Source organism: Geodermatophilus sp. SYSU D01176 (assembly GCF_054050015.1).
In genome coordinates this window covers 292,407-311,846 of record NZ_JBJGYN010000001.1, presented here as the reverse complement: position 1 = coordinate 311,846, position 19,440 = coordinate 292,407, and the positions used below count along the sequence as shown (strand labels likewise).

Here is a 19,440-nt window from a genome sequence, read left to right as displayed (position 1 = left end):
CTGCCTTCGCTCGCCGGTCAGCCGCGGGCGTCGGCGGTGAACTGACCGATGCGGAAGATCACGAATTCGGCGGGCTTGACCGGGGCCACGCCGATCAGGCAGATCAGCCGCCCGTTGTCGAGGTCGTTCTGCGTCATCGTGGAGCGGTCGCAGCGCACGAAGTAGGCCTGCTCGGGCGTGCTGCCCAGCAGCGCGCCGTTGCGCCACTGCACGTCCAGGAAGTCCTCCACGGTGCGGGTGATGATGCGCCAGAGGGCCTCGCCGTTCGGTTCGAACACCGCCCACTGGGTGGCCAGGTCGATCGAGTGCTCGAGGAAGATGAACAGCCGGCGGACGTTGACGTAGAGCCACTCGGGGTCCGAGCTCAGCGTCCGCGCGCCCCACACCCTGTTGCCGCGGCCGGGGAAGAACCGCAGGGCGTTGATGTTCTCGGGGTTGAGCACCTCCTGGCGCCGCTGGTTGATCGTCGACTCGAACCGGGTCAGGCCGAAGACGACCTCGTTGGCCGGCGCCTTGTACACGCCCCGGGTGACGTCGTTGCGCGCGTAGATCCCGGCCACGAAGCCCGACGGCGGCAGGAGCAGCTTCTCCGTGGGCACCCCCGGAGCCACCGGGCCGCGGGGGTCGAGCACCTCGATCCACGGGTGGTAGAGGGCGGCGTACTTGCTGTCGTAGTTGCCGCGGAACGCCCGGATCTCGTTCATGGAGGCGTTGCGCGGACCGTCCACCACCGCGATGCGGTACCGCGTCGCCTCGGCGTGCAGGATGAGGTTCTGCGTGGCGACGAAGCGCTCGTCCTCCTCGGCGATGCCCCCGACGTCGGGCGCGGCGACGATGGCGACGTCGTCGACCTCGGCCAGCGCCGCGAGGCCGGTGGCCTTGGCCGTGGCGACGTCCGGGTCGGCCTCGCGGCCCAGCAGCCCCTCCGCGGTGAGCGGGCGGCCGTCGCTGCCACCGGTGAGCCGGAACCGCCGGCGTGGCTTCTCCTCGCCCACCAGCCCGCGCAGGACCTCGATCGGCGTGGCGCCGGTGGCGGTGTCCCGGTCGAACCAGACGACGCAGTTCTCGTCGAGGGGGTCGTCCCGGTGCAGCACGCGGTCGATGGCCCGCGTGCCGTCGGGGGCGAGACCGAGCCTGGGGTAGCTGTCGGTGCGCTCGTCGTCGACGTGGACGTCGACGGTCACCTCCACGGGCAGCAGCCAGTCGGCGACCGCGGGCGGGCGAGGGTCGCCCCCCTGGTCGATGAAGGTCTGGGTGCCGTCCGGGGCGATGCTGACCAGCCGCAGGGAGGCCGGGTCGATCGGGGCGTCCGGCTCGGGCTGCTGTCCCGGCGGGACCACCTGGAGCAGGGCGCCGTTCCGGACGGCGGAACTGACCTGGGCGACCGGTTCCCGGTGCAGGCCCACGTCCCCGCCCCGGACCGCGGAGACCTCCACGGTGACGTCGCCGTCGACGCCGGGCCACCGCGCGACGAACAGCGCTCGCCGGGGCTGGGTCTCCGTGGGCACGGTGATCTCGGCGCGGGACACCCCGGTGGAGTCGTCGCCCCGCTCGTAGACGCGGGAGACGTAGAGCCGCTGCCCGCCGTTGAGGAAGAACGCCCGGGCGGCGTGTGCCAGGTACGGGAGGTTGCCGTCGGAGAACGGCGCCAGCCCGCCGTAGACCCGCTCGAACTCGGGATAGCTGGTCACCAGGCGGGGCTCGGTGGAGAGCGGCCCGTCCGGGTGGCGCACCGGCCCGTATCGGGTGCGGCCGGCGAAGCCGGTGGTCGAGGTGGGCACCCCCGCGATGGACTTCGCGCGGTAGCTGACCTCTTCGACGAAGACGCCGGGAGCCAGGTACTCGGGCATGGCCGCCTCTCTCGGTCGCGGTCAGGGCAGGAGGAACGGATCGGCGCGGACGACGGACCCCCGGCGGCAGCGCACGGTGCCGGTGGTCGTCGTCGTGTAACCGGGCGGGAGGGCGGTCCCGGCCGTCACCGGGTCCCCGGCGAGGTCGGTCACCCGCTCCACGGGGAGCAGCCACAACGGGTCGACGCGGGAGCCGGTGGGCGAGTCGACGGGCTCGCCCTCCCCTGGCCGGGTCCGGGCGTGCACGCTCAGGTCGACGTCGACGACGCCGGACAGGGAGATCGCCTGCAGGCGGTCCAGCGGACCGATGACCAGCAGGAACTCCCCGCGGTCGTCCCCGTGCGCCCACCAGGTGGTGGTCGGCGCGCCGGCCGAGCGGCCCTCCACCCGCACCCACTGGGCAGGAGCGCCGTCGGCCTGCCAGAACGCCTGGCCCCGGATGGCGGTCGCACCGGGGGCGGTGCCGTAGGTGACCGACGGGAACAGCGCCGGGCGGCATCCGCGGGCGGGGAGGGCGCCCGCCGCCTCGCCGGCGAGCACCGTGCCGAGGTCCGGTGCGGGAAGGGACAGCCGGCGCGGCACCTGACGGCGGGACCGGTCGACGATGCGCACCACCAGGCGGTCCGGCCGGTCGGTCGCGGGCGCGCCGAACGCGACGGCGAAGCGGCCGGTCGGGCTGCGCCGCAGCGCCGGCAGCCCGACGTCGTCGGGGACCCGGCCGGTGTGGTCCACGCCCCGCGGCAGGGGGTGCGGGCGCGGCACGTGCTCCAGGTGCACCGCGGTGCCGGGCGGGCGTCCGCGCGCCCCCGGCTCCGGGTCGAGCGCGTCGACGGGCTCGATCCCCAGGCGCAGCCGCACCACGCCCTCGGCCCAGACCGGCGGCAGGAACGTGTTCACGGCCCCGCTCCCGGACGCGCGCCGCGGATGGAGGTGAGCACGTCGCCGTCCGGCGAGCCCCCGCGCGTGGAGACGACGACGACGCGGGCGAGGTAGGGGATGCTCAGCCGGAACTCGCAGCGCAGGCTGTCGAAGGTCCGCATCAGGTCGTCGGTCGGCATGTCCTCGAGGTACAGCTGCACGGACTCCGCGACCGACCAGTCGCCCCCCACCTGCAGCTGTGGCCCGGTCAGGCCGCCCAGCTCCTCCAGGATCTGCATGGACCGGCCGATCACCCGGTGCTCGTCCTCGGCGTTGTCCCCCCACGCGGTCAGCAGGTAGTGCAGGTCCAGCGGCAGGTGGACGTTCCCGTCCGCGGCGCTGGCGACCGCCCACGCCGGTCGCAGGGCCTTGGTGAAGTCCACCCGGTAGAGCAGCAGCGACAGCCCGGGGCGGGTGACCGACGGCGCCGGCGGGTCGAGGTCCTCGGTGCGCACGAGCCGCGACTTGGTGTTCGAGCCCGGGACCGGCTCCTGCACGGCGTACCCGGCGTTGAGCACCGATTCGATGCTCTTGCCCACTGCGGCGATGCCGCCGAATCCCGCCACGCCGCCGAGACTGGCGGAGGGATGTCACCCGGCCGTCACTGGCTCCGCCGGCATCGTCAGCCCACGGCCAGGGTGGGGAGAACGGCAGGTGTGCGGGAGCACCACCCGGACGTGACCGGCCCGCACGAGGCGGCGTCCGACCACGCCGCCCTCTGGGCCGACGTCGACGTCCGGGCGCACTGACCGGGGACCGCCGCACCGACCGGCTCAGGGGACACGGCGTCGGCAGCTCGCCACGTCCCACCGGCGGCGGGGCTCAGCCCGGGCTCGTGTCGAGCGTGGCGTACACCACGACGTTGCTCAGGTAGGTGCGCCGGTCCCGGTCGAAGTCCCCTCCGCAGGTGACCAGCCGGAGCACCGGCTCGACCGTCGGGCCGTAGACCGCCTCCGTCGGGAACTCGCTCTTCGGATGGGTGCGCACCGACTCCACGACGAAGACGACCGTCGTCCCGTCCTCCCGTCGGACGGCGATGTCGTTCCCGCTCTCCAGGGCGCTGAGCCGGGAGAAGACCGCAGGTCCCTGGTGCCTGTCGACGTGCCCGAGCAGCACGGCCGGTCCCGGTTCCCCCGGGGGGACCCCGAACCGGTACCAGCCCGCGGGGGCAGCCGGGTCCGCCGGCGGCACCGTCACGGTCCCGTCCGCGTTCAGGCCCACGGGGACCACCGGGGTGTCCACCCCGATCCGGGGGATCACGAGCCGGACGGGAGCCGGGGCGAGCGGGCCTCCGGTACCCGGCTCCGCGGGCGAGCCCGTCCCACCCGGCGTCGGCACGGACACCGCGGCCGCCGACGCGGAGAACGGGGTCGTCTCGGGCGCGCGGACACCGATCATGAGCAGGCCCACGCCGACCCCGGCGAGGGCGGCGGCGCACCCGGCGGCTGCCCGGGCGGAGACGGTGCCGGATCCCTGGAGGCACCCTGTGGGTGACGACCGGGCCGCGAGGCCCGGAACGGTCCCCCGGCCCGGACGGCCCTCACCCACGTCGGGCCGGTCGCCGTCCCGCGGCGTATCCGGCGCACCCGGACGCCACGAGGAGGACGGTGCCACCAGCCACGACCAGGACGACGTCGACACCTCCCGGTGCCGCCCCGACCCCGGTCTGCGGAGCCCCGACGGGGGTGGGGTCCGCCGGGCTCTCCTGGTACGGGCTCCCCGTTCCGCCGGCTCCGGCCGCTCCGGGTGGGCCACTGGGACCGGCAGGTCCGGGAGGACCGCTGGGCCCAGCCGGGCCGGGGGGACCCGGCTCACCGGCAGGACCCTGCTCACCAGCTGGTCCCCGCTCACCCTGCGGACCGCTGGACCCGCCGACAGCCGGCATGATCAACGCGAGGAGCACTGCCAGGATCGACAGGACGAGCGCCAGGGCGGCGAGGAGACCCGAGTTGGCCTTCGCCCGCCAACCGGAATGGCCAGGCCCTGGCGGTGCCGGTGGGGTGACACCCCCGGGGTTCGGCATGCCGGGTCTCCTTCCTGGAGAGCCTGGACCGCCTCGCGTCGACGGCCCGGGGACGTCGCCGACCTGACCCAGCCGTCCGCTGTCCGGCCGGTGGTTCGTGTGCCCGATCGTCGCCGGGCGGCGTCACGCCCTCGTCACGAGGTGCGATCCTCCGCGTGGGCAGGCCCCGACGCCCCGTCGTCGGTCGACTACCCGGCGAGCCCGAGCAGGTACCCGACCAGCGTGGCGACCAGCAGGAGCCCGGCCAGGATCGCCACGACCGCGAACGTCCAGGCCGACACGGTCTCCCGTCGGCGGCCCGACGCGCCGCCGTCGGCTCCCTGGTCCGGCGCGGCGGCGGCCGACGGCTCGTGCACGAAGGGGATGCTGGCCAGGATGTCCTGGTACTGCTGAGCGGCGTCCTGGACCGACAACCGGCCGAACTCGAGCCGGGTGCGCAACCCGTCCAGCATGACGCCGGCCGCCTCCGCCGCGCCGATCCGGGACCTCAGGTCCTGCGCCTTGTTGAGGTTCGCGGAGACCGCCGCGGTCACGGACACCACGACCGCGCCCAGGCACAGCACTCGCCACACGGTCGACGACTGGCCGAGGTCCAGTCCCCCCTGCACCCTCTCGGCGAAGGTCGGGCCGCCGGCCGCCGGGCCCAGCGTCAGGGCCGCCGCCATCGAACTGCTGATGATGCTGATCGTGGACAGCCGCGTGCTCGCCGGCTCCTTCTCGTGGACGTAGGCCTCGATGGCGCGACGCCGGTCCCGGATCGTGTCGATCAGTCCCGCCCGCGTGTCAGTTGCCACGTCTCCCACCTCTCCAGGACCTGCACCGTCGAGCGCACCTCCCGGGGCGCCCGGTCCGGCCGACGGACGCCCAGCGCCGTGGTGCCGCCCGGACCCGGAGGCGGAGGCACGAGACCTCGCCCGGCGGGCTCGGCCCGCTCGGTGTGGGCGCCCACCAGCGCCGCGAGATCCCGCCCAGGGCGCAGGCCCAGTTCCCCCGCCAGGATCGAGCGGTAGGCCTCGAAGCAGCGTCGTGCGGCGGGGACGTCGCCGGCAGCCAGGAGCGCCTCCACCAACACCCGCTGCGCGGTCTCGCGCAACGGGTCGACGGCGACCGTGGTCCCCGCGACCTCGACGGCCTCCGTCCAGCGCCCGGCCCGGACCAGGAGCCTGCTCAGCGCCTCCAGCCCGTGCAGCGATCTCTGGCGCAGTCGTTCCCGCTGGAAGACCACCCACTCCTCGTGCCAGCCGGGGAGGAGCTCCCCGGAACAGCACCGCCACGCGGCGGTCCGCAGATCGTCGTCCCGTGGCCGGCCCTCGATCAGCCGCGCGGCCCAGTCCGAGACGACCCGGACGTCGACGACCGTGCCCTCCCTCATGCGCAGGTAGTCCTGGTCGGCCTCGATGAGGTCGATCCCCGCGCCTCTGAGGCGCCAGAGCGCCGAACGCAGGTTGCCGCCGGCCCGGACGTCGTCGCCGACCGGCCACAGCGTCCCTGCGGCCACCCGGCGGTGGACCGGTCCCCCGTGCAGCGCCACGAGGACGATCAGGTGTCTGCTGCCCTCCGGCAGCTCCCTCCGCTGTCCGCGGACCACGACGTAGGGACCGTCGATCAGGTGCAACGAGGGAGCGTCACCGGCTCCCCGGGACGCCGCCCGTCCTGTGGTCCGTCCTGAGGTCATGTGCTCCCCCGTCCGACGGCCGGATGCACCCCGACCGTAGGAGCGCGGGCGTCACCGTCTCGTCACGGGCCGGTGACCCGGGGTCCCGCTGCTGCGCGCGACTCAGCTCCCCTGCCGGACGAACGCCTCGAGGAAGTCGTGGACGCGCCCGACCGCGGTCGCGATGCTCGTCGTCACGGCCCTCCGCTCGCCGAGCTGGTCCTCGACGTCGACACGCGCCGTCACGGTGATCCGCAGCCCGGTGGCCCCGTCGGCCTCCGCGCGGACGATGCACACCCCCGTCCGCACCTCCTCGGGTGCCGTCACGTCCCTCACGTCCCACCTCCAGGAAGCCCGAGGGCGATGACCACGGCCGCCCGCGCGGCGTCGGACGACGAACGGACCCGACGGACCTCCAGCCGGTCGGCCGGGTGCTCGATGCCCGCGTCGGCCGTGCCGGCTCGGTCGAGGTCCGTGCGCCCGGCCACCACGCGGCGCCCCACCGCTGCCAGCGCTCGGTATCCGGCCACGTCGAGGATGCTCGCAGGCCGCCGTCACCCGGCCGTTGCGGGGTGACCGCGCCACCGGGCGGTCACCGGGACGGCTGTGCAGCCACCCGCGGCCGCCCGGCCGGTCCGCCGGTGCCACCGCTCGGGAGATCCGAGGCCGGCCGCGGCCGGGGCAGGTCCACCGCGCGCCGCCGGCTCTGGGTCGCCACCAGCGCGGCGAGGCCCCGGCCGGGCCGGACCCCGAGCTCGCGGCCCAGCAGCCGGCGGTAGGTCTCGAAGGCGCGCACCGCCTCGGCGGGGTTCCCCTCCGCGAGATGGGCCTCGCAGAGGACGTGCCGGGCGCTCTCCCGCAACGGGTCGACCTCGACCGCCGCGAGACCCGCCTCCACCGCCTCCGCATAGCGGCGGGCGCGGACGAGCAGCCGGCAGAGCGCCTCCAGCCCGTGCACCTGCCGCTGTCGCAGCCGTTCCCGCTCGAAGACGACCCAGTCCTCGTCCCACCCGGGCAGCAGGTCAGGGGGGCTGGTGCGCCATCCACCGGTCCGCAGGTCGTCCTCACCGGCCCGGCCCTCGGTGAGCCGCGTCGCCCAGTCGGAGAGCACCTGCAGGTCCACGACGGTCCCCGCCCTGAGCCGCAGCGTGCACGGGTCCGCGTCGACCAGGTCGACCCCCGCACCTCGCAGCCGCCAGAGGGCCGACCGCAGGTTGCCGGCCGCCCGCACGGCGTCGCACTCCGGCCACAGCGTCCCGGCCAGGGCCCGCCGGGAGACGTCCCCGCGGTGCAGTGCCACGAACACGAGCATGCGCTTGCTGCCGTCCGGCAGCTCCCTGCGCCGACCCTCGACCGTCACGTACGGACCGGCCAGCAGGTGCAGCACCGCGTCCTGCCGTGCCGGCGGTCCCTCCCGCGCGACCACCCGCTGCACGCTCATGTCGACCCTTCGCCTCCGGCGGTCCCGGAACCTAGGGATGGCTGCGTCACCGGTCCGTCACGGGCGCGGCGACCCGGGCGACTCCGCGCCCCCGTCCGGTCCGGAGCCGTGACGCCCCGGTGACAGGGCCGGCGTCACCGTGTCCCCGGCCGGGTGGACGCACCGTCCGACGGAGCGCGGCCGGCAGGTGGGACGCCCGCGGGCGGCCTGCAGTCGCGCGCGGACCCTGGCACGGGAGGTCGGAATGGCGGACCCACTCGCCCGGCGCGGCGTCCGGGGATCCGCGGGGGGACGGGCGCTGCCCGGCTGGGGACGGTCGGGCGTCGCGGAGGGCTCGACGTGACCGCTCCGGGCGACGGGCCGCGCACCGGGTCAGGGTCGACCTCCGCCCGCCGGCCGGTCCACCCCGCCTGGCGGGAGGGGACGTGGACCCGCGCCAAGGAGATCGAGTCGCTGTGCGCGTGGATCCGGCAGCGCACCGACCGGGACGGCTCGGACGTGCTGCTCGCGTCCATCGGCGTCCACCTGCGGGCGGCGGAGGAGGCGGCCCTCCCGCCGCCGCGTCGCCGGATGCGGGACCAGGCCCTCCTCGAGCGGGCGATGAGCAACCTGGACGCGGCCGAGGCCCTGCTGCTCGACGTCGCTCCCCCCGAGTACGTCCTGGGCCGGCTCCCCGGCGTGCTCAACGACGCGGTGCGGCACCTGGGTCCCACGGACGTCCGGCGTCTCCACCTGGAGCACATCGCCCGACGGGCGGGCATCGGGAACACCACCACGCCGCTCTCCGACGACACGTCCACGCCCAGCGTGGAGGACGCCCTGCGCCTGGTCGAGCAGGAGCGGCTGACCATCGCGACGGCCTACCGCGCCGCCAGCTCGGCCGCCCTCCGCGAGCAGCTCCGGGTCCGCAGCTTCCGGAACGTCCTGCTCGTCACCACCGCGCTGCTCACCGTGCTCGCCGTCGCCCTGGCCGTGGCCGGTTTCGTCGCCCGGACCGCCATCCCGGTGTGCTTCGAGCCGCAGGTGGACGGACGGACCGTGGTGGTCTGCCCGACGGCCCAGTCGCAACTGCTGCCCACCGGGATCGAGGGGGGGCCAGCGTCGCCGGACATCGACGACGCCGTCCGCGACACCGCTCAACGGGCGGACATCCTCATCATCGAGCTGATCGGACTGGCCGCCGCCGCAGTGGCGGCGGCAGCGGCGATCCGCGGCATCCGCGGGTCCTCCGAACCGCACAACCTCCCCGTCGCGCTCGCGCTGCTCAAACTGCCCACCGGGGCGCTGACGGCCGTGCTCGGGTTGCTGCTCATGCGCGGCCAGTTCATCCCGGGGTTGACCGCCCTGGACTCCTCGGCGCAGATCCTCGCGTGGGCACTGGTGTTCGGGTACGGCCAGCAGCTGTTCACCCGGCTGGTGGACCAGCAGGCGCACACCGTGCTGAACCGGGTGCGCAGCGGAGGGCTCGGCGACCACCCCACCCCGCAGGGTGAGGCGAGGACGTCGTCCCCACGGTGAGGTCTCGCCGGACCGGCACCCGCTCCCCGCCCGGCCGACCTGGGTCGACGACGTCCGGCCGGTGCTCATCCGGCGCCGCCCTGCAGGTGCGCGAACCGCTCGCGCTGCTCCGGGGTGAGCAGCGCCAGGAGCCGTGCGGAGCCGGCCACGTCGGCGTCCCTCGCGCGGTCCAGGAGCCCGGACGAGTCGCGGCTGCGCCCCGCCCCGCGGCCCCGCACCGCGCTGTACTCGGCCAGCACGCGGGCGTACTCGGCCTCGTTCTCCTCCGCCACCGTGGCCACCGCCCGCCGTTGGTCCTCCGTGAGGTCGAGGACGTCGGCCAGGGCCTCGTCCAGGAGCGCGTCACCACCCCTGACCCGCCACGACAGGCGGCGCAGACGGGCCGCTCGCTCGCTCCCGAGCAGTCGTCGGACCTCCCGTTCGACCTCGTCCCGCGCCCGCTGCGCGGCGGGGTCGACGGACGGCGGACGCCACCCGCCACTCGCGTAGACGTGCCTGAGGACCTCGCGGTAGCGCCGGTCGATCTCCGCCGCCCCGGCCACCTCCTCCCCGGACATCCCGAGGAGGAGGTGCACGTCCGGGCTGACGAGCAGGGTCACCACCTCACCGGCCGCGGCGTAGCCGTCGCCCGTCACCCGCAGCTCCCCCGCCTCGGGGTCGTCGACGCGCAGCTCGCCGGCTCGGTAGGCCATGCCGTCCGGTCCCGTCAGAAGTCGCCCGTCTCGAAGTCGATCCCCGCTCGCGCGGAGTCCGCGGCATCGGCGAGGCCGGCACCGAGCAGGTCGGGCCGGTAGAGGGTGACGTGTTCCCGGATCCGGGTGACCTGACCCGCGGAGAACTCCGTCATCCCGGCGTCGTCGGTGTAGTCCATGTAGTTGGTGGTCGGGTCGTTCCCGCTGTCGTTCGGGCACGTGTCGCGCCCCGGGGCGGCGGGCCCGATGTTGGGGCTGGCCTCGAACGGCGTGTCCGCGATCTCGTCGCCCGGCGGCGTGCAGCCACCCTGGAACGTGTGGTAGAGGCCGAGCCAGTGGCCGACCTCGTGGACGGCGGTCAGGCCGAGGTCGTACGGGCTCGACGAGCCGCCCGGGAGGGTCGAGTAGAGGACCACGACGCCGTCCCTGACCGGGTCGCCCGCGAAGTCGGTGGGGAACGTGGCCCACCCGAGCAGGTTCTCGCCGATGCCCGCGGTGTAGAAGTTCAGCGCCCGGTGCTGGTCCTTGCCCAGTGCGGTCTTCGCCTTCCGCTCGGCCGCGCTGTTCATCGTCATCCGGAACCACACCGGGTCGTCGGTGCGGTCCACCGACGCCCGGGTGAAGACGATGTCGTGCGGCTTGAACCGGTCGTTGAGCACGTTGAGCTGGGCCTCCAGCTCCTGGTCCGTGAGGGCGCCCGTCCCGCCGTCGTGGATCACGTGGAAGTGGACCGGGATCTCGACACGGGTCACGGCGGCGGCGTCCATGCCGTTCGCCCGGGCGGTGCGGAGGTGCGCGCGGACGCGCTCCCTCTGGAACTCGTTGAGCTCCGGCGTCCCGCAGCGCCGCCCGCTGCGGACGAACGCCTCCTGGCTGTCGAACTCGCGTTGTCCGATCACCAGCTTCTGCATGACTCTCCTCCTCGGCTCGGACGTACCGGAGGCAGGCGACGTGCACCCGTCCGGGCGAGGGGTCTGTCCCCGGCACATCCCGTGGTGGTGGAGGAGAGGCTCGCGGTCGGCCCGTCACTCCCGCGTCACCCCCGCATCATGCGCGCGGTCGGAGCCCTGCGTCCGCTGCGGTGCCGGGCACCGTCCCGGGTGGCAGCGGCCCGTACGGGGTGCCGCCGTGACGCCGTGGTGATGCCGTGCGGACAGGCTGCCCTCGGTCGGGGCGCCGGCAGGGGCGGAGGGCGTACCACCGAGCCGCGGACGGAGGTCGACGTTGTTCCGTACCCGAGGCGACGTCGCTGACCCCGACGCCGGCGACGCCGGCCGTTCCCCGCCCGTGCCGCGCGTCGACCACGCGGCCCCGTCCCGCCCCAGGTGGATGCCATGACCGCTCCCTCCCCGCGCTCCCTGGCCGGCGGCGCCGCCGCCTACTCCGTGGACGTCGGCCGCGTGCCGAACCCGCAGGGGCCGCCGCCGCCGTTGCCGGACGGGCTCCCGTTCCTGGCCCGCGACCACCGCGCCGGCCTGGGCGACGCGAGCGACAGCGGACCGATCACCCCGACCCGCACGCTGCGGGGTGGCTGCTACTACGTGCGCTACACCCCCCTCCAGGCCTCACCCACCCGCCCCGGCGCGATCCACTACCTGGGGACGCTCCGGGTCCAGCGCGTGGGGACCACCCTCACCATCAGCGGTGACCTGTACCTCCGCCACGTGTCCAGCGTCCCCCCGGCGGACCCTGCGGGTGAGCCGGACCCGGCCGACGGCATCCCGGTCTTCCCCCGCGCCGACTACCGGTACTACGTGCGGGCGACCGGGGTGTCTGACTCCCCCGGCGCACGGGAGAGCTTCACCCTGACGTTCGAGCTGTTCCGGTTCAACGCGGCGATCACCGCATGGACCAACGAGGGCGTCTCCACGGTCCGGCTGTCGTGGACGACCGCGCCGCCGGGCTACCCCTCCGGCGCCGACTACCTCACCGGGGACGTCGAGAACGCGTCCGGCTCGGTGACCGGGGCGCTCTCGCTCGGGTGGGTCTCCCCCTTCCTCCGCCGCTCCACCCTGGAGGTCGACCGGGTCCCGGGAGGTGTGGCGCCGAGGACGAACGGCTCCGACGGCTACGGCTGGCGGCAGGTCTTCGAGCCGGTGGGATGGGACCTCACCGTGGCGGAGAGCGATGACACGGTCGCCGAGCCGAGTGGCGAGTCGTGGGGTGACGCCGAGATGCACGCGGCCATGCTCGAGTACCGCGACCGACGGGAGGCCCTGCTCGACGTGGAGTGGCGCTACCACCTGCTGTGCGTGCGGCGCCTCGACGAGACCGAGCGCGGCATCATGTACGACAGCGCGGCCGTCGACCTGAACAGCACGGCCCGGGAGGGTGTCGGGATCGCCTCCGACTGGGTGTACGAGCAGGACGAGCCCACCTGGGGAGCCCTCCGGGGCACCCGGTTCGGGGACGACCCGACCACCTACTTCCGGACCGCCGTCCACGAGCTCGGCCACGCCATGGGGCTCTACCACAACGCGTCGGACAACGGCTTCATGAACACGACCGACGTGATCGCCCGACGCGCGCACTCCGGACGCCCGTTCCCGCAGAACATCCGGTGGGCGTTCCACCCGGACGACGAGAAGCGGCTCCGTCACATGCCCGACGTCTGGGTGCGCCCCGGTGGCATCCAGTTCGGCGAGGACTACTCCGTGGCGCCGATCGCCGCCGACGACCTCGTCGAGCGGCCCCCGGGGTTGCGACTCGAGGTGCGTCCCGTCGAGGAACTGCTGCCGCTCGGCGCACCGGCGCGCGTCGAGTTCGCTCTGGTCAACGGGTCGACGGCGGCGGTGCGCGTGCCTGCGTCCCTCGGCCTGCGCGGGGGCACCGTGCGGGGGAAGGTGATCGACCCGGCCGGGACCGTGCGCACGTTCCTCCCGCTCGTCCCGTGCGTCGAGAGCCAGCCCCTGCGCGTGCTCGAGCCGGGAGAGCAGGTGTCCTCCTCGGCGACCGTCACGCACGGGCCACAGGGCGCGCTCCTCCCCAGCGCCGGGCTGCACCGCATCCTCGTGGAGGTCCGGTGGGACGACGGGGGTGTACCGCGTGCGCTCAGCGGCTCGGCCACGCTCCTCGTGACGGCGGCGGCATCGGTCGGGCAGGAGCGGGCGGCGTACGGGATCCTGTCGACCCCCGACACGCTGCTGGCCATCGCCGCGACCGCCGACGTGGGCGGCGGTTTCACGGCGATCGAGCAGGCGGCGGCGGACCCGACGCTGGGCCCCCACTACGCCTGGCTCGACGCGAAGCGCGCGCTCCGGCGTGGGGCGACGACCGACGAGCCGTACCGGCGGGCGCTCGAGCGGCTCGCCGGCGGCGACGTGGTCGTGAGCTCCGCCGAGCGCCGCCGCGCCGTCGAGGCGCTCGGCCGCGTCGAGGTGCGGTGTGCGGTGCACGAGGAGGCCGTCCGGCGGGACGAGGCGACCGGGACGGACGACGCGCCGGACGTCGGATCGCTGCGGCAACTCGCCGCGGCCGCTCGTCGGCGGATGGCCGACGGGGGACGGCCGCGGTGACCGGCGCCGGATGGCCCAGACTCTCCCCGTGAGCGGCACCGGCGTCACCCTCGGCGAGCTGGTCGGGCGGTGGGGCATGGTCGACGACGGCGGGTCGACGGCCCCCTTCCCGCGGGAGATCGAGTTCTTCCCGGACCGCACCTACCGCGCCACCGGCGACGGGGTGCGCCGGCCGGTCTGGGACGAGGCGTCGTTCGACGTCCTGCGCGACGGGTCGGTGCGCATCCGGACGGCGGACGACCGCAGGGAGACGTACGCGGCGAGCCTCACGGGCGGACTGCTCACCCTCTCCGCCGGCGACGACCGGGTGACCTTCCGACGGGTTCGGTCCCGGCCGCACGACCGCTGAGCTGCCGGCGCGCGCTGCACCACGGTCACCGCAGGTCGGCGCACGCGGGCGCTCGGACCACGGGCCGCACCGCCGCGTCTCCCCGGACCCACGGGCAGCTCTCGAAGGCGGTACCGAGCGCTCGGCGCCCGACCACGGTCCTGCCCCGGCCCGGAGCGGTGACGTTCCGGTGACGCCGCAGCGGAACGCTGGGTCGTGACGTCGGTCGGACCGCCAGGGGGTGCCATGCCGAGCTGCTCCCCGTCGTGGGGCTCCCGTGCTCCGGTGGCCGTATACCCGGCCGCGCCCGTCAGGGCGGTCCCGAGGGCGGGCGGCGGTCGTGGGGACGTCGCCGCTCCACACGTCGTCACCTCTGCCGCTGGAGGTTCCTGTGGTGTTCCGACACGCCCCCGCCGTCCGGGACGACGTCCTCGACGAGCGGGCGCTGCAGCGCATGGACAACCGGGAACTGGACCTGCTGTTCCGGAGCAGTCCCGCGGGGGACATCCCGCGCGGACGCCTGCCCGGGACGGGGTTGCTGTTCCCGGGGACCCCCGTCTGCCCGCCCCTGGCCCGGCTGGTCCACCTGCTGGTCTGGCAGGGCAAGGAGACCGAGGCCTCGGGCCGGTCGCTGCGGAACCTGGTCTCGCCGTTGCGGATGCGGTCGATCCGTGCGCTGCTCTCCCACGACCGCAGCTGGGTCGACGGCGAGGAGTGCGTCCTCATCGACTACTCGAGGACGTCCGTCGTGGCGCGGATGGTCCGCGACGAGATCCGTCTCGTCGCCCCCGGCCTGTACCTCGGCGTCGTCTGGTTGTGGAGGCGCCGGGCCGGGTGGTTCACCCTGCGCCAGCCGTAGCCGTGGCGGCACCACCCGACGTCGGCCGCGGGCCGGCGACGGCTCCTCCTCCTCGCCGATCGACGGCCACACCTCCGCCCCGACCTCCTGATGCGCGGGCCGTGTCGTGAACCCCGCAGGCCCGTTCACGTACTTCGTCCTCCGCCCGCTCAGCGACCTGTTCCTCTGGGCCTGGCGGCTGGAGCGGCGTCTGGAGTTCCTGTACCGGGCGCAGTTCGACCGGTGGCTGCGCCCACCGCTGTTCGCCCTGCTGCAGGGCCTGCAGAACCGCCTGCGCGAGGACGAGCACCTCGCCCTGGCGCAGGAGAAACCGCTGCCGGACGAGGAGCGGTACACCCAGGAGATCATCGACGAGATCAGCGCGTTCACCCGCGAGAACTGGCTGCCGGGCGCGGCTCAGCGGTTCGGCAACACCAAGACCTTCGGGGTGCTCCGGGGTGAGTTCACCGTCCTGCCCGACCTGCCGGAGCACCTGCGGCAGGGGCTGTTCGCCGCGCCGCGCAGGTATCCCGCGTGGGTCCGCTTCTCGGGGCCCGGCCCCTTCGCGCCACCCGACCTCGAGGACCTGGGCCAGTGTTCGGTCGCGATCAAGGTCATGGGCGTGGACGGCCCGAAGCTCATGCCCGACGAGGAGCGGACGCAGGACCTGATCCTGGTCTCGCCCGCGAGCTTCGTCACGCCGGACATCCGGGAGAACTCACGGATGCAGAGGTGGGTGCGCGCCAAGGCCCCCCTGGGCTACCTGCTCGACCCCCCGGGCCGCCACCTGATCCACCTGGCGATGCAGCTGCTGTACAGCCCCATGCACGCCAACCCGCTGGAGGTCCAGTACTACAGCAACGTGCCGTTCCTCCTCGGGGAGGGCCGCGCCGTCGAGTACTCCCTGAAGCCCCGGCAGAGGGGGCGGACCAGGATCCCGGCCCACCCGACCGAGAACTACCTGCGGGAGGCCATGGTCCGCACCCTGGCCCGGGGCGACTGGGAGATGGACTTCATGGTGCAGGTGCAGACCGACCCGCACCGGATGCCGATCGAGGACGCCACGGTCAAGTGGCCGGAGCGGCTCTCCCCGTACGTCCCCGTGGCGCGGCTGCGGCTCCCGGCCCAGCGCTTCGACTCCGACGCCCAGCTGGCCTTCGCCGACGTCCTCCGCTACAACCCGTGGCACAGCCTGCCGGAGCACCGGCCCCTCGGGAACTCCAACCGGGCGCGGCGCCGGATGTACGCGGAGCTGGCCCAGCTGCGCCAGTCGATGAACGCCGTCCCCCACGTCGAACCCGACGGCAGCGAGGTGTTCCCCGACGGCGACCGGCGGCCGGAGCGGCAGCGCCGGGCCACCGTCGCCGATCACCGCGCCGTCTCCGAAGGCTGATCGGAGGACCCCGTGCCCGAGCAGTCCGCGGTGACCGTCCTCGCACCGGTACCGGCCGAGCACCACGACCGTGCGGCGGCCGCCCTGGCGGACCTGGCCGGCCCCGACCGGGCGATCCTGGCCTTCGACCGGCTCGTCGGCCTGCACTTCGCCCGGCTGATGCTGCTGGAGGACGCCGTGAGCCCGTCCGGCACGAGGGTCGGGCCCAGCATGCTCTACACCGCCGACCTCGACGGCCCGGCAGACGCCCACCTCCGAGCGCTGGCCGACGTCTCCGGGCCCGGCCTGGACCGCGCGTTCTCCTGCTGCACCGACTACCCGACGCGGCCGGATCCGGCCGGCCGGACGGCGTGGCTGCGGGCACACCGTGTCCCCGAGGCCGCCTTCTACGTGAACACCGTGGGACGCGGTGTGTCGCAGGTGCGGACGGAGGCCCGGCTGCGGAGCGGTCTGGAGGCGTACCTGGACGAGCACCGGGAGGATCTCGTCGACCTCTCGCCGGCGCAGATCCACGCGGTCCTGCGCCGGCACGCGCTCACCGACCCGGACCTGCGGGCCGGGGTCGTCCCCGCGCGGCGTCCTCCGCTGTGGTGGCGGGCCAGGGAGCTCGCCCACCTGGTGGCGGTCCCGGCGGTCCTCCTGCCGCTGCTCCCGCTCGTCGTCCTGGCCCTGCCGTTCGTGGCCGTCGTCCTGCTCCTCCACGAGCTGCGGGACGTGCCCGACCGGCAGCGCCCCGACCCGGCCGCGGTGGAGCGCCTCCGGGCCGGTGAGGACCACGTCGCGCACAACCCGTTCGCCGCCGTCGGGTTCCTCAAGCCCGGGCCCTTCCGGGCCGCCCTCACGCGGACCGTCCTGTTCGCCATCAGCTACGCCGTCCGGCACGTGCTCAACCGCGGCAGCCTCGCCGGGGTCACGACCATCCACTTCGCCCGGTGGGTCTACCTCTCCCCCGAGCGGATGGTCTTCCTCAGCACCTACGACGGCAGCCTCGAGAGCTACATGGACGACTTCATCGACAAGGTCGCCTGGGGTCTCAACGCCATCTTCAGCAACGGCCTGGGCTATCCCCGGACCGTCCTGCTCCTCTGGCGCGGCGCACGGGACGAGGAGCAGTTCAAGAACCACCTGCGCAACCACCAGGCCCTCAGCCACGTCTGGTGGTCGGCCTACGAGGACCTCACCGCGCTCAACGTCGGCTCCAACGCCGCGATCCGCCGGGGGCTGGCCCGCCGGACGATGTCCGACGACGAGGCACGCGACTGGCTCGCCCTGCTCTGACGACCGCAGCACCCGCACCTCCGGAGGGAACGGACATGGCACCGACCCGCAGCGCGGCGCCTCCCCGGCTCGACCGCGGCGCCCGGGGACCGGCCGCGCCCGCCCCCGGCCCCGCTGGCCGCAGCGGGCGCGGCGTCGACCAGGCCGACGTCCAGGGGATCGTGGGGAGCGGGTACGGGCGGCTCCCGGAGGCGGTGTTCCTGGGCCTGCGCGTGGACGACGGCGCCGCAGGACGCGCCTTCCTCGCCGACCTCCTCCCCCTGGTGACCAGCATGGCCGCCGACCACAGCACCCGGGCCCTCAACGTCGCCCTCAGCCACCGCGGCCTGGCCCGGCTGGGGCTGGCGCAGGCGGTGCTCGACCAGTTCTCCCTCGAGTTCGCCGGCGGGATGACCACCCCCACCCGCAGCGCCTTCCTGGGGGACGAGGGCGAGCACGCGCCCTCGACCTGGGCGTGGGGCGGCCCCACCAACCCCCGCGTCGACGTCCTGCTCCTCCTCTACGCGGCATCCGACGTAGAGCTCCGAGCGCACACCGAGGCGGTCCGCCGGCTGGTCCCGGCCGACGGGGTCGAGGAGGTCGTCGCGCTCCCGACCACCACCCTGGCCCCGCGGGACCACCTCGGTTTCGCCGACGGGATCTCCCAGCCCGCGATCGCCGGCCTGCACGGCAGAGGCGCCGCCGGCGACGTGGCCCTGGGCGAGTTCCTGCTCGGGTACCCCAACGCCTACGGCAGGCGCACCGGCCGCCCCCTCCTGCCCGCGGCGGCCGACCCCGGCCGGCTGCTGCCCCCCGCCCCCGACGCCGAGACGCCCAGCGTCGACCTCGGGCGCAACGGCACGTACCTGGTGGCCCGGACCCTCACGCTGGACGTCGCCGCCTTCTGGGACCACACCCGCCGGTGGGCGGCCCGGACCGGGCTGCCGGCCGAGCAGGTCGCGGCCAAGATGGTGGGACGGTGGCCGAGCGGCACGTCCCTGACCGTCAGCCCCGACCACGACATCGAGGACCGGCCGGTCGACAACGCCTTCCGCTACCACCGGGACGGCGACGCGCTCGGACTCGGGTGCCCGATCGCGGCGCACGTCCGCCGGGCCAACCCGCGGGACTCCCTGGACCCGCGCCCCGGCTCGGCGGCCTCCGTCCGGGTCAACGACCGGCACCGGCTCCTGCGCCGCGGCCGGCAGTACGACGTCCTGCCGCGGGACCGGGACGCCGGCGACGGGGCGGAGGCGCACGCCGAGCGCGGGCTGCACTTCCTCTGCGTGAACGCCAACCTCAGCCGCCAGTTCGAGTTCGTGCAGCACACCTGGCTGAACAACTCGGCGTTCGCGGGCCTGCAGGACAGCCCGGACCCGATCGCGGGGAACCACGCCCCGGACGGCGGTGTGTTCCCCCTCCCGGCCGACCCGGTCCGCCACCGCCTGCTCGACCTGCCCCGGTTCGTGCGGCTCCGCGGCGGCGGCTACTTCTTCCTCCCCGGCGTCCGCGCCCTCCACTACATCGCCGCCGCACCCTCGGCCGACACGGAGGTCCCCCGATGACGTCGAGCGCCGACCTCCCCCGCGTGCTGCTCGCGGGGGTCCGCCTGACGATGGGGACGGCGGGCCTGCTCGCCCCCGGTCTCGTCATCCGCCGGCTGGCCATCGACCCGGCCACCCAGCCAGGCATGCGCTATCCGCTGCGGATGTTCGGCATCCGGACCGTGCTGATCGGCGCCGAGCTGCTCGACGGCAACCCCCGCCGACGGGAGCGTGCCGAGCAGCTGGCCCCCGTCGTCCACGGCAGCGACACGGTCTCGGCGTTCCTCGCCTGGCGCCGGGGCGACCTGCCCCGGCGCGCCGGGGCGATGACCACCGCCATCTCCGCGGTGAACCTCGTGCTGGCGCTGGCCAACCTGGGCCTCCGGCGGCGCCGCCCGCCGCGCCGACCGTTCCGTTCCCGCTGACCCGCCCCCGGCCCGCCGCACGCCCCGGCGCGGTCCGAGAGAAG

The 19,440-nt window shown here is 74.8% G+C and carries 19 protein-coding genes; 8 read left to right on the top strand and 11 right to left on the bottom strand.

The features are described from left to right. Positions 1–17 precede the first annotated feature (17 nt). From ACI78Z_RS01425 to ACI78Z_RS01385, 9 genes are all read right to left on the bottom strand, one after another. The gene (locus ACI78Z_RS01425; RefSeq protein WP_457034727.1) at positions 18–1,850 is read right to left on the bottom strand and encodes a phage tail sheath family protein; all 1,833 of its coding nucleotides are present in this window, start codon (positions 1,848–1,850) and stop codon (positions 18–20) included. Positions 1,851–1,871: 21 nt separating this feature from the next. Further along, a complete protein-coding gene (locus ACI78Z_RS01420) occupies positions 1,872–2,747 on the bottom strand; it encodes a hypothetical protein (protein ID WP_457034726.1) in 876 nt (291 codons plus the stop codon). Continuing rightward, a complete protein-coding gene (locus ACI78Z_RS01415) occupies positions 2,744–3,334 on the bottom strand; it encodes a DUF4255 domain-containing protein (protein WP_457034725.1) in 591 nt (196 codons plus the stop codon). The genes ACI78Z_RS01420 and ACI78Z_RS01415 overlap by 4 nt, the downstream gene beginning before the upstream one ends. Positions 3,335–3,590: 256 nt before the next feature. Beyond that, positions 3,591–4,166 (bottom strand): class F sortase, encoded by a 576-nt coding sequence (locus ACI78Z_RS01410; protein ID WP_457034763.1) that lies wholly within the window; start codon positions 4,164–4,166, stop codon positions 3,591–3,593. Positions 4,167–4,979: 813 nt separating this feature from the next. Continuing rightward, a complete protein-coding gene (locus ACI78Z_RS01405) occupies positions 4,980–5,585 on the bottom strand; it encodes a hypothetical protein (RefSeq protein ID WP_457034724.1) in 606 nt (201 codons plus the stop codon). Further along, positions 5,558–6,406: an AfsR/SARP family transcriptional regulator gene (locus ACI78Z_RS01400; RefSeq protein WP_457034723.1), complete on the bottom strand. Its 849-nt coding sequence runs from the start codon at positions 6,404–6,406 to the stop codon at positions 5,558–5,560. The genes ACI78Z_RS01405 and ACI78Z_RS01400 overlap by 28 nt, the downstream gene beginning before the upstream one ends. Positions 6,407–6,568: 162 nt before the next feature. Further along, positions 6,569–6,772 (bottom strand): hypothetical protein, encoded by a 204-nt coding sequence (locus ACI78Z_RS01395; protein WP_457034722.1) that lies wholly within the window; start codon positions 6,770–6,772, stop codon positions 6,569–6,571. A gap of 5 nt (positions 6,773–6,777) precedes the next feature. Then, positions 6,778–6,975, bottom strand: coding sequence for a hypothetical protein (locus ACI78Z_RS01390; RefSeq protein WP_457034721.1), 198 nt, complete (start codon positions 6,973–6,975; stop codon positions 6,778–6,780). Between the two features lie 62 nt (positions 6,976–7,037). After that, a complete protein-coding gene (locus ACI78Z_RS01385) occupies positions 7,038–7,886 on the bottom strand; it encodes an AfsR/SARP family transcriptional regulator (RefSeq protein WP_457034720.1) in 849 nt (282 codons plus the stop codon). 339 nt (positions 7,887–8,225) lie between these two features. On the opposite strand from ACI78Z_RS01385, the gene ACI78Z_RS01380 reads away from it, so the two are divergent. Further along, complete coding sequence (locus ACI78Z_RS01380; protein ID WP_457034719.1) at positions 8,226–9,404, top strand: hypothetical protein; 1,179 nt, start codon at positions 8,226–8,228, stop codon at positions 9,402–9,404. Between the two features lie 65 nt (positions 9,405–9,469). On the opposite strand, the gene ACI78Z_RS01375 is transcribed toward ACI78Z_RS01380, so the two are convergent. Both ACI78Z_RS01375 and ACI78Z_RS01370 read right to left on the bottom strand, forming a co-directional pair. Then, positions 9,470–10,096, bottom strand: a complete 627-nt coding sequence (locus ACI78Z_RS01375; protein ID WP_457034718.1) for a hypothetical protein — start codon at positions 10,094–10,096, stop codon at positions 9,470–9,472. 14 nt (positions 10,097–10,110) lie between these two features. After that, positions 10,111–11,007, bottom strand: coding sequence for a zinc metalloprotease (locus ACI78Z_RS01370; RefSeq protein WP_457034717.1), 897 nt, complete (start codon positions 11,005–11,007; stop codon positions 10,111–10,113). 423 nt (positions 11,008–11,430) lie between these two features. Between ACI78Z_RS01370 and ACI78Z_RS01365 the strand changes: the two genes are divergently transcribed. The 7 genes from ACI78Z_RS01365 to ACI78Z_RS01335 all read left to right on the top strand — a co-directional run bounded on the left by ACI78Z_RS01365 (position 11,431) and on the right by ACI78Z_RS01335 (position 19,396). Further along, entirely contained in the window at positions 11,431–13,611 is a 2,181-nt protein-coding gene (locus ACI78Z_RS01365) for a hypothetical protein (RefSeq protein ID WP_457034716.1), read from the top strand. Positions 13,612–13,639: 28 nt separating this feature from the next. Further along, entirely contained in the window at positions 13,640–13,960 is a 321-nt protein-coding gene (locus ACI78Z_RS01360) for a hypothetical protein (RefSeq protein WP_457034715.1), read from the top strand. Between the two features lie 373 nt (positions 13,961–14,333). Next, positions 14,334–14,798, top strand: a complete 465-nt coding sequence (locus ACI78Z_RS01355) for a hypothetical protein (protein WP_457034714.1) — start codon at positions 14,334–14,336, stop codon at positions 14,796–14,798. A 106-nt stretch (positions 14,799–14,904) separates the two neighbouring features. Next, positions 14,905–16,170, top strand: coding sequence for a catalase family protein (locus tag ACI78Z_RS01350; protein WP_457034713.1), 1,266 nt, complete (start codon positions 14,905–14,907; stop codon positions 16,168–16,170). Between the two features lie 12 nt (positions 16,171–16,182). Continuing rightward, on the top strand, positions 16,183–17,448 hold the full coding sequence (locus tag ACI78Z_RS01345; protein ID WP_457034712.1) for a hypothetical protein: 1,266 nt from the start codon (positions 16,183–16,185) through the stop codon (positions 17,446–17,448). Positions 17,449–17,483: 35 nt separating this feature from the next. Next, the gene (locus ACI78Z_RS01340) at positions 17,484–18,992 is read left to right on the top strand and encodes a Dyp-type peroxidase (protein WP_457034711.1); all 1,509 of its coding nucleotides are present in this window, start codon (positions 17,484–17,486) and stop codon (positions 18,990–18,992) included. Then, positions 18,989–19,396, top strand: a complete 408-nt coding sequence (locus ACI78Z_RS01335; RefSeq protein ID WP_457034710.1) for a hypothetical protein — start codon at positions 18,989–18,991, stop codon at positions 19,394–19,396. The genes ACI78Z_RS01340 and ACI78Z_RS01335 overlap by 4 nt, the downstream gene beginning before the upstream one ends. Positions 19,397–19,440: the final 44 nt, after the last annotated feature.